We start from the raw sequence: 14,612 nt of genomic DNA, 5'->3' as shown, positions 1-14,612 counted from the left end.
ATTTCCCAATGCAATTATTTGATGTTGCGACCATCAAACGCCACCCCCGACACGGCAGCTTTCAGCCCAGTTGCCAGAGCTTCGATCAGATGGCTTTGGCTTTCACAATTTGTGATTGCGTGGGTCGTGCGAAAATTTTCGCGGCAATCAGATGACCATGCGCCCTCGACAGCTCGCAATGGCAATTCGTCGCTTTTCCACCTAATAGACAGACCGCCGTTTCCTATTGTCCAAATTTCAACTGTAGCAGATAAACCCGCTCCCGTTATCATAAGTGTATAATCATCTTTGTTTTCAACAACCAACACATCAGCGCCTGCTTCTTCGCAGGATGCGACTATTAACGCCACCAGACCTTGGCGACCTTCGGTTTGATTTAGCAAAAATTGTGGACTGTCGATCATTTAACTTGGTTTCACTTCGCTTCATTTATCTTATGCACAAGCAATGCTTAATAAAATACCAATACCCGCCCTGAAAATGGGAGTTCGTGGCAACAAATGCTTCTCTCTCAATGATAGTTGGATCCTTAACGTCGCCTGCTTACGTCACAGTCTGCAATGATTGTGTTCTCTAATACGTCAAGGGCAACTGCTGTTTTCCTGAACTGGTGCGATTGCCTGTGGGTGTCTGTGGCCTGCCCCATTAGGGTGGTCCACCGGCTAAGTTAGAGTTCCGGCGGTTAAGGTCGCCCTGCTGGACGGCCCGGAGCGTAGCGTAGGGCAGACCAGCAGGGCGAGGCAAGATAGTTTCTGGAGCTGGCGGTTTGTATCCCAGCGAGCTGTGCGGGCGGAGTGTGTTGTAATGCTGCCGCCAGCATCCGATCAGGATTTCGGCCTCCCTCAGCGTGTAAAATATTTCGCCATTGAGAAGTTCGTCCCTGAGCTTGCCGTTGAAGCTCTCGTTGTAACCATTTTCCCAAGGGCTGCCCGGTTCGATGTAGAGCGTCTTCACACCAATCCTGCCGAGCCAGTCGCGCACGGCATGGGCGGTAAACTCCGCGCCATTATCCGATCTTATATGTGCTGGCGGACCATGACGCTGGAACAGATCGGTCAGTACCGCCAGCACATCGTCGCTCTTGAGCTGTCGCTGGACATGGATCGCCAGGCACTCCCGGCTGTGTTCATCGATCACCGTCAGCATCCGGAACGCCTTGCCATCATGGGTGCGGTCGGCGACGAAGTCGTAGCTCCAGACATGGCCACGATATTGGGGTCGGAGCCGCATGCACGAGCCATCGTTCAGCCACAACCGACCACGTTTCGGTTGCTTCTTCGGAACTTTGAGCCCCTCGCGGCGCCAGATGCGCTCGACCCGCTTCGCGTTTACCGTCCAGCCGTCATTACGCAGCAGGCCGGTAATACGGCGGTAGCCGTATCGGCCGTATTGCGAGGCCAGCCGGATGATCTCGGCTGTCAGCGACTTCTCACCAGGCCGCGGTCTCGCCGACTTCCTCTGGGTCGAACGGTGCTGGCCCGTCACCTTGCAGGCACGGCGCTCGGATACTCCGAGCGCCGTACACACATGATCAACCGCCAAACGGCGCCGCGAGGGGCTCAGTACTTTCCCTCGACAATCTCCTTCAGGATCAAAGCGTCGAGCGTCAGGTTCGACACCGCCTTTCGGAGCCGCTGGTTCTCCTTCTCAAGGTCCTTCAAACGCCGAGCCTGGCTCACCTTCAACCCGCCATATTCACGCCGCCAGCGATAGTAACTCTGCTCCGATATGCTCAACGACCGGCATATCGCACCAACCCTCTCGCCTTGTGCCAGCCGAACCTCGGCTTCTCGCAGCATCCCGATGATCTGCTCCGGTGTATATCTCTTCCGTGCCATTCAAAGCTCCTTTCAAGCCATAAATAGCCGAAATCCTAACTTTCAATATGGACCACTTTTCGGGGGGCAGGCCACCTATCATGTTTCAAATTTCTTATGCCGTAGCCTTGGGAACAGGGCATCGTTTTAACGGGGGTGATACAATTTCGAAAATTGACCAACCGATCATGAATGCCAACCCAACATAGAATACGGCGTTGCTCCAGTCTGCCGACCAGAAAAGGTAGAATTTTGCCAACACCAGGACTGGCTCAATCAGGCTCAATATCCCGCGCCAAATGATGCGGTGGCGATTGAACAAATAAAGATTGGCAATCAGGGCAATGATGACAAAAATTGGTAACAATCGCACTATGATTTAACCTTCATAATGATCCAACCATCCAAGGCCCAGCGAAGCCCCAAGGGCGGCAATGGCCGGAAAACAGTTTGCGCAGCCCATTGCCGCGACAATGGCACCGATTGCGCCCGCGCCACTCCCGGTACTTGAGGCAACATTGGCCGCACTTTCGGTCTCAATATCAGTTTTCATATGCTGATCCTTTCTCCACGTCCTGCCTGAGCTAGCCCGCGCAACATGAAAGTTTGGTAACGTCCTTGTCGAACGTCTGGGCAGCTAGCTTCAGACCTTCAACGGTTGTTAGGTAAGGGAAAATTGTTTCGCCGAGCGCCTTGGCCGTCATTCCAAATTTCAGAGCCATTACCAGTGTCTGGATGCTGTCCGAGCCCTCAGGAGCCATGATCTGACCACCCAGCAATTTGTCGGTTTTTCCGTCAGCTACCAACTTGATCAGGCCTCTCGTGTCACGAGCCGCCAATGCCCGCGGCACCTGATCCAACGGGACTACAGATGTTTTAACGTCAAATCCCGCTTCCAGTGCTTCGGCTTCACTCAAACCCACACCTGCAATCTGGGGATCGCTAAAGACAACCCACGGCATGGCCGAATTATCATATGTTTCAGATCCCATAGCTACCGCGTTGATAGCAGCGAGCTTGGCACCATAAGCTGCCATATATACAAATTGATCGCGGTTGGTCACATCACCTGCCGCATATATATCTGGATTGGACGTTTGCATGTTGTCACCAACAACAATCGCGCCTCGCTTATCAAGCACAACGCCGACATTTTCGAGACCTAACTCTTCTGTGTTAGGTGTCCGGCCTGTCATCACAGCGAGAGCATCGGGGGTGAGTTCAAGCCGTTCGCCTTCATGCTCAATACAGATTGTGACACCAGAAGCATTTTGCCTGCAAGCATCATAAGTGCTTCCGCAATACATGGTGATACCTTCGGCGCGGAAAGATTCAGTCAATGCATCCGAAATTTCTGGCTCGGCGCCCGGCAATAGACGTGAGCGGCATATGACCGTGACGGCGACACCCATTCTTGCCATCATCAATGCCAGTTCTGATCCGATATAGCCGCCGCCGATGAAAATCAGGCTCTTGGGCAATATTTTGAGATCGAGCAATTCGGTGCTGTCGAGCGTTGAAACCTCGTCAATCCCTTTGATGGGAGGGAGAGAAGGACGGCCGCCAGTCGCAACAATGATCTTTGGTGCCTGTATCAAACGCTCGCCAATTTGAACCCCGCCCTCGACGATGCAAGCTGGCCCTTCATCGAAATAATCGACATTCTCGTACTCCGGCAACAGGTCGGCGTATTTCTTTTGCTGCAACCCGGAAACAAGCTGATCTTTCGACTCCACGAGCTGCGCCCAATTCTTGACTTGGGCATCCCCCGCGATTCCGGGAAAGCGACTTGCAGATTTAGCACCATGAATGGCTTCTGCGGCGCGTATCATCGCTTTGGATGGAACGCACCCGACATTGACGCAGGTACCGCCAATCGCGCCGTGACCGATTAGAGCAACCTTTGCCCCGCTCCCCGCCGCCGTAATCGCAGCCGAGAACCCTGCCGATCCGGCACCCACGACAGCAAGGTCGTAGCGTCCGCCATTATCTGACGCGCAATAGTCGTTCATATTAATTCATTTCTTTTGGTTAGGGCCTAAACAATCTTATTGGGCGGCGGCGATTTTCGCCGGGTAACCCGCATTTGTCGATGCAGAAGCAATGGCCGATTCAGTGGTGCGCTTTGGATCAAACGTCACTTTTGCCGTTTTTGCTTGAAAATCAACATCGACAGAAGACACGCCGTTAACCTTGCCCATGGCCTTCTTGACCGTGATCGGACAGGTCGCACAGGTCATTTTTTCGATATTGAATGTTTCGGTTTTGAGGGCATTTTGTGATGCCGCCTCTGCAACGGCTTGGGCGCCGGAAGATGGCAGCAATGTCATGGCTCCTAGTCCGCCTGCTCCAACGGCAACAACGGCTGAAAATATAATATAAGCACGTTTCATAAGCTTTCTCCTAATAGAAATACGGTGCCCACCAATCGATTGTGATTGATAGAGCGATGAGTGATGTTCCTACCCAAAGGGCAGTTTTCGTGATGATTGATGATTGTGGGCGAGCACAATAGGACCCGTCTTCACAGGCAGCTTTTGTCCGAAAATAGACATGCCAGAAACCGGCAGCCAGAAATCCGAGGGTCACTGCCACAAAATACCACTTATAGGGTTCAAGAGCGGTAAGATTGCCAATCCATGCGCCGCTTACGCCAAGGGTTACAAGGACGAGCGGTACAATACAGCAGGATGATGCCAATATGGCGCCTGCTATGCCACCCACTGCCCACCAGCTCCGCTTTTCTGGCGATTGTCCGGGTATTTCCGTCTGAACAGTCTCTGGCTGCATGGTAACTTTCTTCGCTATTGATTCTCAATGGCCACAGTTATACGGTCTGTAGTAACTACAGAGGCAAGAAGTTTTTATGGAAAAGTTTATCAAACGTGGAAAACTGGCCGAAATCACCGGCTGCAACATCGAAACCATTCGATATTACGAGAATATTGAGCTGCTCAGAGCAGTGGATCGTACAAGCAGTGGTCACAGGCTTTATTCACCCGATGATCAATCAAGGTTACGCTTCATTCTGCGGTCCCGAGAGCTTGGATTCTCCATTGCTGAACTGAGAGGCCTTCTCAGCCTGGTCGATTCCAACGAATATACGTGCGGTGAAGTGCTGGCCGTAACCAACGATCATATCAGCAGTATTCAACAGAAAATATCCGACTTGAAACGTTTGGAGCAAACATTGTCGGACATGGCACAGAAATGTGATGGCGGAGAAGTGCCGGACTGCGCCATCGTTGATGCAATGTTTCACTGAGGATAGCTTTATCCTATATCGCGTGCGCCAACAGGACTGTCAGGGTTGCAAGCATCGGCAGCGATATGGCCGGCAATATTGCCAAGACCGGCGCGTATCTTGTATCACGCCGCGAATGAAAGTAGGTCGAAATGCTGTTCGCTCACCTCAAGTTCATCCTGAAACTGGACCACTTGCGCCTGAGCGGTCCCAATGGAGCAAAAGACGAGTTCCACCTCGCTGCCGCAGCTCAAAACCTCTGTAAAATGGCCGAGATAATTCTGATGCCGTGCCCCGCAATCGCCGGATCGGAAGTCTGAGGCCGCTCGCCCGCATTCAGCATCGGCACGAAGGACCGCTATCGACGTAAAAGTCGAACAAACAGTGCGAATCAATTGCTGCCCCAAAACATCCGCTCGTTCGAGTTCGGCGAGCCGCCGATCACGTTTGGCGAGCAGGTTGACCCGCAACAGAGCACCATCTTGCCATTGTTGCCACCAGGCCGTTCAGGGCTTTATCGGCTTCGATATCGCTTTCTTGCGGAACCAAAAACTCCACACGGCCAGACTACCCAGCAATGCCAGTGCCAAACCGGCTATCGTCTGCGTAACTTTATAGACTATACCGCCAACCTTTGCCGCATGGAGCGGATAGGCGAGATTGAATAGCTGCAAACCCCGCGGCATCGTGAGCGCATCTTTAGCCAGAAGCAGTTTGCCGGTTTCGCCATCGAACCAGATGATCGTGCGGCCATTATTGTGCCATTCACCCGGCCGCTTCAACCGGATGGCAACGGGATCACCCGCCTTCTGGGGCAGCCCGATGATCCGGATTGTGGCATCAGGAAAGCGCGCTTGAGCCATTGCCATGATCCGTGGCCAATCGGCATTGTCCGTCGGTCCCGCCGTCACTTTCGGCGGTTCGAGCGCCGCCTCCATTTTGGCTGCGCTGGAGAAAGGCGACAGCAAAAGTGCCGTGACCGGCTTGAGCGTCATCATCACACCGGTCAACATGGTGACGAACAGCAAGGGCGCGAGTACCACGCCCATATCGCGATGCTGCCTGATGATTGCGGGTCTTGTCATTCTGGCAGGCCACGGGCGCAGTCTGAATGTCTTGCGTGTCGGCCACCACAATATCAATCCGGTAATAATGAACCCCAGACCGACCAGTCCGGCAATGCCACTGACCGTCTCTCCCGCTTTCCCGACCAGCAGATGGTGGTGCAGATCGAACAGGAAAATCTCCGAGCGAGCCCAGATACTGTCCCATGACGCGATGGCAGATCCGTTCGCATCGGCATAAAAACCGCTGTCCGGTCCGGTGCGCACCGTGTGGAGGGCAATATCGCTGTTGGCAAAAACAATCGAGGTCGGTGTCTGGGCCGATCCGGCCAGAATATTCTGCACAAGCGCGCCAAGCGTGGCCGGGTCGGTCTGGACGACATCTTCCGCCACCGGCACTGTCAGGCGCAGCCAGGCACCCTTCCACAACAGCAGCGCACCGGTCAGGCCGAGCAGTGCCAGCAGCAGCCCGATTAATCCGCCCGTCCAGCGATGGATCGCCGCGAGCAGTTGCATCAGAAGCTATATTTCCAGCCAAGCGTGAAGGCCCGTCCGCGACCCGAGACATAGGTGCTGTTGTTCACGAACGTGACCGTCTGGGCATAATAGGTGATATACTGCTTATCGAGGATATTCTGGACCCCCAGATTGAAATCGCCAAAGGCCCCACCGGTGTATGACAGAGCAAGATCAACCAGCGTAAACCCCTCAAAATCATTCTGCGGCAATCCGCCATCGAATGTCCGGTCAAAAAAGGTCGATGACTGCAGCCGTGCGGACAGACCCCCGACAATCGGACCTTCGATAAACAGATTCAGCCGGTCCGGCGAAATATTGCGTCCGTCGAGATCGCGGTCGACGATATCATCCCCGTCGCTGTCAAAGCGGCCGTGGAGTTTTGCAAAATTGGCACCGAATCCAAAGCCGGACGGGAAATGGTAATCGGCAGCAAATTCAAACCCGGAAATCTCGGTGCGCTCCCGCCGGATTTGTCCGGCACCATTGACCACCTGTATCCGCGAACCAAGATCGGAATTGGACCAGAAATAGCTGGCATCGAGGTTCAGGCCGTCCTTGTGATAGCCCGCCCCGATTTCGACATTGTCGGCAATCACCGGCTGCAGATCGATGAGATCGGCCACCGTCTGTCCGGGCGTGTTGACCGAGCGCAGAACCAGGCCGGCGTCCGGCATGGTGAAACCCTGCGCATAGGATGAAAAGAATGTCAGCCCGTCCAGCGGCTCGACAACGATGCCGGCATTTCCCAGCAGCTTGTCGAATGTCAGCGAAGAGCCTTGGACAAAAGTCGATCCGGCGCTGGCAATCGTCGTGAAATCGGGCACATCGAGCGTCACATTCTCATAGCGCAGCCCGCCGGACAGGCGCACGGCACTGTCGAGGAAGGTCTGTTCCAGCTGCACGAAGGGCGCGAATTCCTCGAATTTCAGCAACGGCACCCAGAGCCTGTCCGTCTGTGCCAGTTCCTGAAAGGTCTTGTCGTGCAGATAGTCGGCACCCGCCGCGATCTGCAGCCCGTGCCATAACGTGTCTTCGCGCACATAGGTCAGCTTTGCGCCATATTTTTCCGATGCCAGCGCTGACTGGTCGAACAGGCTGCCTGGCGGCGCAATCGACACATCCTGAAAGACCGGGAACGTATCGCCACCATATAGCGCGTAGAAATCATAATAATATCCGGCGAGCGACAGCTTGCCGCCGAACAGGTCCCCGTCAGTGTAGGACAGAGCCACGTTAACCGCTTCATTGAAGGTGGGGTCGCCGGCCGGTACGCCGCGCGCGCTGGTTGCGGGAATACCCGCGGCAATGTCGCCGTCGACGCGAACATAATCGCCGTCGCCGGCAAGGTTGAAATAATTGGCCGTCAGTTCGATCCGCTTGCTGTCATCGATGTCGAGACCAAGCTTCCCGAAGATATTGTAGGATGTGGTGTCGGCAAGGTCGCCCTGTGTGGGATCGACGCCCACGGCGTTGCCGTTCCCGTCATAATATAGGTCGTTTTTCTGGTAGGCCCCGGCGACGACAAAATCGACAGCACCGGTTTTTTGCCCCACCAGACCGGTGAACCGTGTGTGAACGCCATTGTTTTCAAAGTCGTCGGTCGAGATTTCGGCGGAAACTTTCGCCAGCAGGTCGCCATTGGTTGGCGGGGCGACGGTGACATAATTGATGACACCGCCGGTCGCGCCGACACCCTGGATGGCATTGGCGCCGTAAATCACCTCGACGCGGTCGACAAAGGCGGGGTCGATGGTGAACCCGCTGCGCTCGCCGTTGCGCAAGGGAGTCGATTGCGGAATATTGTCGAGCAGATACAGCGGCGTGCGCCCGCGCAGGGTGACGCTGCTGCTGGTCATCTTCTGCCGTCCGGGGGTCAGGCTGGGAATGGAGAAGCTGAGGCTGTCGAGCAGGCTCGTGCTGACCGACAATTGCTCGTCGATCGTCTCGCGGTCAATCACCCGAACGCTGTTCGGGATGGCGCTGATCGGTTTGTTGACGCGCGACGCGGTGACGATAATGGCGGGTTTGGATCCGTCTGCCCGGCCAGCATCGCCCTCTCGCTGCTTTTGGTTTTGCGATACCGGCGCGCCGCCATCCTGTGCCCATGCGGCAGGAGAGTGCATGGCAAACAACAAAACTCCGAAAGCTGATAAGTCTTTGAAATGTAATGCCCGAATCACGATATAATTTCCTGTCTAACCCCTAGTTGCGATTGCGAATTATTCGCATTAATAGCAAAGGTCAATAGACCTATTGGATTCTTTCGAATATTTTGAAGCGAGCGGAATGGTTGTAAGCTTGCCAATATCCTGCGAACCAGACTGACAGTCTGCTTTTCTTGACTCTCGATTTTAAATCAGACAGCAGAAGGACGGCTTTCCAGTTTAGCCGCACCTGGGGCTATCGGGTCGGGGCCTGAGCAGCCTAGGTTAGCACTTGCTCAAGAGGCGGCGTACGCGAAGCCGATGGCTATTGATGCATTAGATGCGCCTACGGCCCATCGGATCTTCATGCAGCACCGGTTGATAGAACAACCGGCAATGATGGTCGTGCTTGCCGATCTTGCTGTAGAAAGTGAAGCCGTTACTGCTCTTGGCTTCCAGGTCGGAGCGGCATTTGATATGGCCGACCCGCTATCCCGTCTGCTGAACCCCATCGCAAAATATTGGGTATGCAAGCGTGCGCCCGCGATGGTGTATGAAGCCATGGAATGTCTGGGCGGAACAGGCTATGTTGAAACTGGGCCGATGCCGAGCCTTTTCCGTCAGTCTCCGCTGAACGCGATCTGGGAAGGCTCGGGAAATGTGATCGCGCTGGATGTCTTGCGCGCAATGGAACGCGAACCTCAAGTGCTCGACAGTCTGCGGGAATTTCTGTTTTCTGCAAGCGGGCGCTATCCTTCCTATGATAATCACCTGAAAACTCTGGAAATTAGCGGACTGGCCGAGCATAATGCCCGTAACATCGTCGAACAGCTTGCAATATCCGCTCAAGCAGCAGTGCTTGTCAACGCGGACAACCCTGTCGCCGAAGCTTTTTGCAAGTTAAGATTTGATAGATCCAGTAATCTTTTTGGTGCTTCCACCGCGGTCATTGACACACGGTCCATTATTGAAAGAGCCATGCCGACAACTTTGATGTAATTATCCAGAAATGATCAGTTATCGGCGATTTTTCAAACATTATTGTCAATATTTTTCTACACGCCTAGCAAGGTTGAATCCCTGCTTCCGAGAACGTCCAGGTGAAGTTATGGGACCAATAATAACGGGAGTGGGCAACTTCGAACCAAATTTCGAGTAACACCGCCGAATATATATTCATGGGTTCGGCTCCGCCCGAAAGCCCCGGCAACCATAAAACCGGCCTGTAAATTTTGTGCAGTGGATATGAGAATATCGGAAGGATGGGAACTTCGCGATGACAATAATTTCAATTGCGAATCCACACCATGACTAGCGAGATATTTGCAAGCCGCATCTGGCGGAAGTTCGGTTGCCTTATCTTCATCAATTGATACGATGTGGACCTCACTAGCAATTTTGATCAAAGGAAGCGATGAGCGCAATGCATTGGCAGATTCAATACTCCCATTCCAACAGATGATAGCCGGATCCGTAAGATTGATTCCAATAAAATCATGAGGTTGGAGCAATGTTGGCGTCCGTATGTGACTTAGTAGGTCTCCGAAAAATGTTGTTGACCTGTTTTTATCAGAATTGCCGGGTGGCCGTCCCAGAATCGCGATATCCCGCAAGGCACTCTCACGTGTTATCGCATTGACGGGATCGCCTTCAATATGATTAAAATCCCAGCTTACATTCTCTTTGTCTAACCGCTCTCTTATCTGCATCCGGATTTTTTCCCCATGCTTTTGAGCCTCAACAATGAAACGATGCTTGGCCGCCACGCCCCCATAGGCATCCGATATCTTAAATGAATTGAGTGATGAAACATGGAGGCAACTCAAATGGCCCTCCACTGCGCGGGTTACGTCAAGCGCCGCTTGGACCCACGGATCTGGGCCTTGATCATCAATGTACCACAGCACAGACTGCATTATATTTATTCCTTCCAACCAATCCCATAATTTGCTTTCGGATATTATTATTACCTAGCGCCTGATGTAAGCAGGATCCTAAAATATCCCCGAAGGCAGCATTCTGAAATTCGCATGGAATATTATGTGATCACTCATGGTTGTGACGCCTTTCATGAGTTGGCACAATTTCGGGCGAGCAGTCTGTTTCTAGACAAGACTCGAATGTCGCATGCTTAATATCATATTTTTCAGCCAATGCCGAGCGTGCTGAACCGCCCCGGGATTGCCGGAGGCTCCAACTCTTGAGTAGAAGGAGTCATTATGAGCAAGACCACAAACAAGTTTTCACCGAAGGTTCGCGAACGGGCGACCCGCATGGTGCTGGATCATAGACAGGATTATCCCTCGCGCTGGGCTGCGGTGGTGTCCATTTCGCAGAAGATCGGCTGCTCACCGCCGACACTGCATGAATGGGTCAAGCGAGCGGAAGTGGATAGCGGCACGCGCGCCGGTGTTCCCAGCGATGTTGCTGACAAGCTCAAAGCACTGGAACGCGAGAACCGCGAACTGCGCCAAGCCAACGAGATTTTACGTAAGGCATCGGCATATTTTGCTCAGGCGGAGCTCGACCGCCCGTTCAAGCGATGATCACGTTTATCGACGATAACCGTGGATCTTATGGGGTCGAGCCGATCTGCAAGTTGCTGCCGATCGCCCCGTCAACCTATTATAGTCATGTGGTCAAGCGGCAGGATCCGTCGCGCATGTCAGCCCGCGCGCAGCGCGATATACTGCTGAAGCCGGAGGTGGCCCGAGTGTTTGACGAGAACTTCGGGGTATATGGCGTGCGCAAGGTCTGGCGGCAGATGAAGCGTGAAGGCTATGATATTGCACGTTGCAAGGTTGAACCGCTGATGCACGACATGGGCTTGGCCGGCGTGATACGAGGCAAGCCAGTGCGCACCACGGTCAGCGATAAAGCAGCGCCTTGTCCGCTTGACCATGTGAACCGGCAGTTCCACTCGCCAGCGCCCAATATGCTGTGGGTGTCAGATTTTACTTATGTCGCAACCTGGGCAGGCTTTGTCTATGTCGCCTTCGTGATCGATGTTTACACCCGCTACATTGTTGGCTGGCGGGTGAGCCGAACCGCTCATGCCAGCTTTGTTCTCGATGCTTTGGAGCAGGCTTTACATGATCGCAGGCCCACGCATCGCGGCGGTCTGATCCATCACAGTGACCGTGGCAGCCAATATGTATCGATCAAATATACTGAACGCTTGGCCGAGGCAGGCATCGAACCATCGGTCGGCAGCGTCGGCGACAGCTATGACAACGCTTTGGCGGAAACAATCAATGGCCTTTACAAGGCAGAGGTAATCCACCGGCGCGGACCATGGCGGTCGTTAGAGGCCGTCGAATATGCCACACTGGAATGGGTAGACTGGTTCAACAATAAAAGGCTGCTGGAACCCATCGGCAATATCCCGCCCGTGGAAGCTGAGAAAAACTACTACGCCATGCTGGACGAAACCGACATGGCCGCTTAACTTAAACCAAATAGCCTCCGGCAATCCCGGGGCGGTTCATGCCGACGCTTTAACAGCTTCAAACGATTCTAATGATTTTTCCTTCGGAACGAGATGCGCTTCCAGAGAAAGGCTATGCTCGCTGATGCTCCACAAATGAACATGGTGAACATTCTTGACGCCATTAGTCTGGCGTAGTGTTTCTACAATACTGTCGAACTCCAAGTCATCTGGAACCGCGCCCATGAGCAGCCGGACAGTTTTCGGTAACAATGTAATTCCTTGATAAATAACGTACACTGCGATTGCGATGGTGATGATAAGGTCAGCGATATACAGATCATATAGCAAGATCAAAATACCTGCGACTATGACGCCTACCGAAGCTAGCGCATCGGATACATTGTGAAGAAAGGCGGCCATCACTCATACTCTCACTGCCGTGATCGTGACCTGAACTCAATGGGTGTCTCCCATTTCATCATGCTTGTCCTGATGAGCATCACGCAAAATGTCGACGCCGCCGTACACCGCTATCCCAGCGACGGCGAGGCCAACTAGAAGGTCCGGCCAATTTGCGCCGGTAAACAGAACAATGACACCAGCTATAATGATGCCGCCATTGGATATGAAATCGTTGAGGCTAAATGTTGTCGCTGCGCGCAAATTTACATCTTTGTCTTGGATTTTCTGAAGTAGGCGCAGCGATACAAGATTAATTACAGCAGCAACTGCAGCCATGGCCATCATTAACCATCCTCCCGGTTCAGACCCTTCGATGAAACGCCTGCCTACATCAAAAATCACCCCCGTAGCAAAAATCAGAAGCATTATCCCCGAAAGACGCGCGGCCCCGCGCTTCCATTTTTGCGACCGGCTGAGCGCAAGTAAACTAAGCCCATAGACAACGGCGTCGGACGAATTGTCGAGCCCGTTCGCAATTAATGCACTCGAATCGGCTAAAATGCCGGTTCCGAAAAAGGCGATTGCAATCGCAACATTCAACGCCAGCACGATCCACAGAGTTCTGCGCTTGTCCGGAGAATCTAGGTTTACAGATGCTTCGCTCACCCATTCTTCTCCGTCGAGCCAGTCCTGGCCCATTTTTCGGCTTTCTCAATATCTTTTAAGTCAAAGTATCGCATGTCACCGCTAAACAGAGGGGCAGAAAATTTCGTTCCCCATTCCACCCATTTTTTGTGGCCGACAATGGCGATACGTCCAAATTGGTCCTTATGGCGAATATCAAATTTTAGATCACGCCACAGCCCGCCGATGTTCCATCCAGAAAAATCGGGTTTCAGTTCAACTAGCATCGAAACTGTTCCAAATGTTCGCTGCGCTATACGTTCAAACAATGGCACAAATGCAGCGAAATCTTCCGCGTCCAACTTTTCGCCCGCTTCTATAAAAATCAGCCCTTCACTTTCTCTTGCTGTCAGCATTTCACACCCCTTTTAAGTTCTTCAATAAATTGCGACTTGTGGCTTGCTATTTAGAAACGGTCTCCGATTCTGAGCTTACGACTTTTATTCGTATCATCTTAGCCGCTACCTCTAGACTATCCAGAAAATCTGCTAGGGGCACCACGGCCCTTTCCATTTTTCTCGAGTATTTGCTTGACAGTATCTTCATCGAGCTCGCTTTGAACTGTAACGACTGAAGGCGGTCGGTGAATCTGGAATGCTGTCTTTCAAGAACCACAAGCAGCACCATCCCAGTCCAAAAATCCAACCACCCAAAACATCGCTTGGCCAATGGACGCCCAAGGCAATCCTCGATATGCCAATCAGCAGAGCCAATATAAACGCAACAGAAGTTAAGCAAATTCGCGCGTATTTTCCCGGAACAATCTCGAATAAAGCCACGGCCATCAGAATATAGACAATAGTTGAATTTGCGGCATGGCCGCTTGGAAAGCTCGCGGAATTCGGGACAGAGAGATATTCTACGATTAAAGGTCTAGGTCGGCCGAAAAAGTCCTTTAGTAAGGATATTATCCAGAACCCACTCATTGATAAAACCGGCAACAGAAGTGCATTCACATAGGCTCTTTTTGCGATCAAAAGTCCGGATACTGCAAAAACCATGAGAATCAGAAAAATTGAATCTCCCAAAAAAGTAACGCTTCGAACGACTCGTGGAAGCCAGTCCGGCCCGATCAGTATATCCGAATTTCTCGCTGATCGAAAAGCAAGCAAGATATACTTGTCGATTTTGTCCAAATGCCCCTTGACCAGTTCGGACCAAAGCACGAGAAAAATTACCCCTATGCTGATGAAAGGCGTTAGTCGGAAAAACAGTTGCACCGGAAAACTGCGGAATTTGGATCTTATTCCATTTTTAATTTTGGTTTTCATATTTTCAATGTCGCTAAGGTCAGCAAAAATTTTCTTA

Annotated in this window: 16 protein-coding genes, 1 pseudogene and 1 other annotated feature; of the genes and pseudogenes, 4 read left to right on the top strand and 13 right to left on the bottom strand. The window is 52.6% G+C overall.

The features are described 5' to 3' along the window. Positions 1-14: 14 nt before the first annotated feature. The 6 genes from CHN51_RS19635 to CHN51_RS19025 form a co-directional block, all read right to left on the bottom strand. Positions 15-404 carry a hypothetical protein gene (locus CHN51_RS19635; RefSeq protein ID WP_123906374.1) on the bottom strand — a complete coding sequence of 130 codons (390 nt, stop codon included), beginning with the start codon at positions 402-404 and terminating at the stop codon, positions 15-17. Positions 405-645: 241 nt separating this feature from the next. After that, positions 646-1,838, bottom strand: a protein-coding gene (locus CHN51_RS19045) for an IS3 family transposase (RefSeq protein ID WP_240616975.1) whose coding sequence is annotated in 2 segments (ribosomal slippage) — positions 646-1,580 and positions 1,580-1,838 — 1,194 coding nt in all. Because the reading frame shifts where the segments join, the coding sequence is not laid out codon by codon here. 358 nt (positions 1,839-2,196) lie between these two features. Beyond that, a complete protein-coding gene (locus CHN51_RS20275; RefSeq protein WP_240616974.1) occupies positions 2,197-2,370 on the bottom strand; it encodes a hypothetical protein in 174 nt (57 codons plus the stop codon). Positions 2,371-2,401: 31 nt separating this feature from the next. Next, on the bottom strand, positions 2,402-3,829 hold the full coding sequence (gene merA, locus CHN51_RS19035) for a mercury(II) reductase (RefSeq protein WP_100095838.1): 1,428 nt from the start codon (positions 3,827-3,829) through the stop codon (positions 2,402-2,404). A 36-nt stretch (positions 3,830-3,865) separates the two neighbouring features. Beyond that, positions 3,866-4,210, bottom strand: coding sequence for a cation transporter (locus tag CHN51_RS19030; RefSeq protein ID WP_100095837.1), 345 nt, complete (start codon positions 4,208-4,210; stop codon positions 3,866-3,868). A 10-nt stretch (positions 4,211-4,220) separates the two neighbouring features. After that, positions 4,221-4,607, bottom strand: a complete 387-nt coding sequence (locus tag CHN51_RS19025) for a mercuric transporter MerT family protein (protein ID WP_100095836.1) — start codon at positions 4,605-4,607, stop codon at positions 4,221-4,223. A 76-nt stretch (positions 4,608-4,683) separates the two neighbouring features. Between CHN51_RS19025 and CHN51_RS19020 the strand changes: the two genes are divergently transcribed. Both CHN51_RS19020 and CHN51_RS20270 read left to right on the top strand, forming a co-directional pair. Beyond that, positions 4,684-5,082, top strand: a complete 399-nt coding sequence (locus tag CHN51_RS19020; RefSeq protein WP_100095835.1) for a helix-turn-helix domain-containing protein — start codon at positions 4,684-4,686, stop codon at positions 5,080-5,082. 62 nt (positions 5,083-5,144) lie between these two features. Further along, positions 5,145-5,381 (top strand): annotated as a pseudogene (locus CHN51_RS20270) (IS5/IS1182 family transposase); the annotation flags it as partial. A 186-nt stretch (positions 5,382-5,567) separates the two neighbouring features. On the opposite strand, the gene CHN51_RS19010 reads toward CHN51_RS20270, so the two are convergent. Together CHN51_RS19010 and CHN51_RS19005 are read right to left on the bottom strand one after the other, a co-directional pair. Then, positions 5,568-6,641 (bottom strand): PepSY-associated TM helix domain-containing protein, encoded by a 1,074-nt coding sequence (locus CHN51_RS19010; RefSeq protein WP_100095834.1) that lies wholly within the window; start codon positions 6,639-6,641, stop codon positions 5,568-5,570. Next, a complete protein-coding gene (locus CHN51_RS19005) occupies positions 6,641-8,767 on the bottom strand; it encodes a TonB-dependent receptor (protein ID WP_100095833.1) in 2,127 nt (708 codons plus the stop codon). Before CHN51_RS19005 ends, CHN51_RS19010 begins: the two co-directional genes overlap by 1 nt. A gap of 342 nt (positions 8,768-9,109) precedes the next feature. Between CHN51_RS19005 and CHN51_RS19000 the strand changes: the two genes are divergently transcribed. Continuing rightward, positions 9,110-9,787 (top strand): acyl-CoA dehydrogenase family protein, encoded by a 678-nt coding sequence (locus CHN51_RS19000; RefSeq protein ID WP_100095832.1) that lies wholly within the window; start codon positions 9,110-9,112, stop codon positions 9,785-9,787. Positions 9,788-9,894: 107 nt separating this feature from the next. Here CHN51_RS19000 and CHN51_RS18995 read toward each other — a convergent pair whose 3' ends face one another. After that, a complete protein-coding gene (locus tag CHN51_RS18995; protein WP_100095831.1) occupies positions 9,895-10,704 on the bottom strand; it encodes a universal stress protein in 810 nt (269 codons plus the stop codon). Positions 10,705-11,007: 303 nt separating this feature from the next. Between CHN51_RS18995 and CHN51_RS18990 the strand changes: the two genes are divergently transcribed. Continuing rightward, positions 11,008-12,236 (top strand): IS3 family transposase gene (locus tag CHN51_RS18990; RefSeq protein ID WP_100095830.1). Its coding sequence is split into 2 segments (ribosomal slippage): positions 11,008-11,296 and positions 11,296-12,236, totalling 1,230 coding nucleotides; the frame shifts between segments, so codons are not numbered across the junction. Next, positions 11,289-11,405 (top strand) — a sequence feature (AL1L pseudoknot). It overlaps the preceding gene by 117 nt. A 36-nt stretch (positions 12,237-12,272) precedes the next feature. Here CHN51_RS18990 and CHN51_RS18985 read toward each other — a convergent pair. From CHN51_RS18985 to CHN51_RS18970, 4 genes are all read right to left on the bottom strand, one after another. After that, positions 12,273-12,638, bottom strand: coding sequence for a cation diffusion facilitator family transporter (locus tag CHN51_RS18985; RefSeq protein ID WP_100095829.1), 366 nt, complete (start codon positions 12,636-12,638; stop codon positions 12,273-12,275). A gap of 36 nt (positions 12,639-12,674) precedes the next feature. Further along, the gene (locus CHN51_RS18980) at positions 12,675-13,286 is read right to left on the bottom strand and encodes a cation diffusion facilitator family transporter (RefSeq protein WP_240616998.1); all 612 of its coding nucleotides are present in this window, start codon (positions 13,284-13,286) and stop codon (positions 12,675-12,677) included. Next, a complete protein-coding gene (locus tag CHN51_RS18975; protein WP_100095827.1) occupies positions 13,283-13,660 on the bottom strand; it encodes an STAS/SEC14 domain-containing protein in 378 nt (125 codons plus the stop codon). The genes CHN51_RS18980 and CHN51_RS18975 overlap by 4 nt, the downstream gene beginning before the upstream one ends. A gap of 186 nt (positions 13,661-13,846) precedes the next feature. Beyond that, a complete protein-coding gene (locus tag CHN51_RS18970) occupies positions 13,847-14,575 on the bottom strand; it encodes a phosphatase PAP2 family protein (RefSeq protein ID WP_100095826.1) in 729 nt (242 codons plus the stop codon). Positions 14,576-14,612 lie beyond the last annotated feature (37 nt).

It is taken from the genome of Sphingorhabdus sp. YGSMI21 (assembly GCF_002776575.1).
Lineage (GTDB): Bacteria > Pseudomonadota > Alphaproteobacteria > Sphingomonadales > Sphingomonadaceae > Parasphingorhabdus.
Note: the sequence above shows the minus strand (reverse complement) of the source record. Positions and strands in the feature narration are given on the sequence as shown.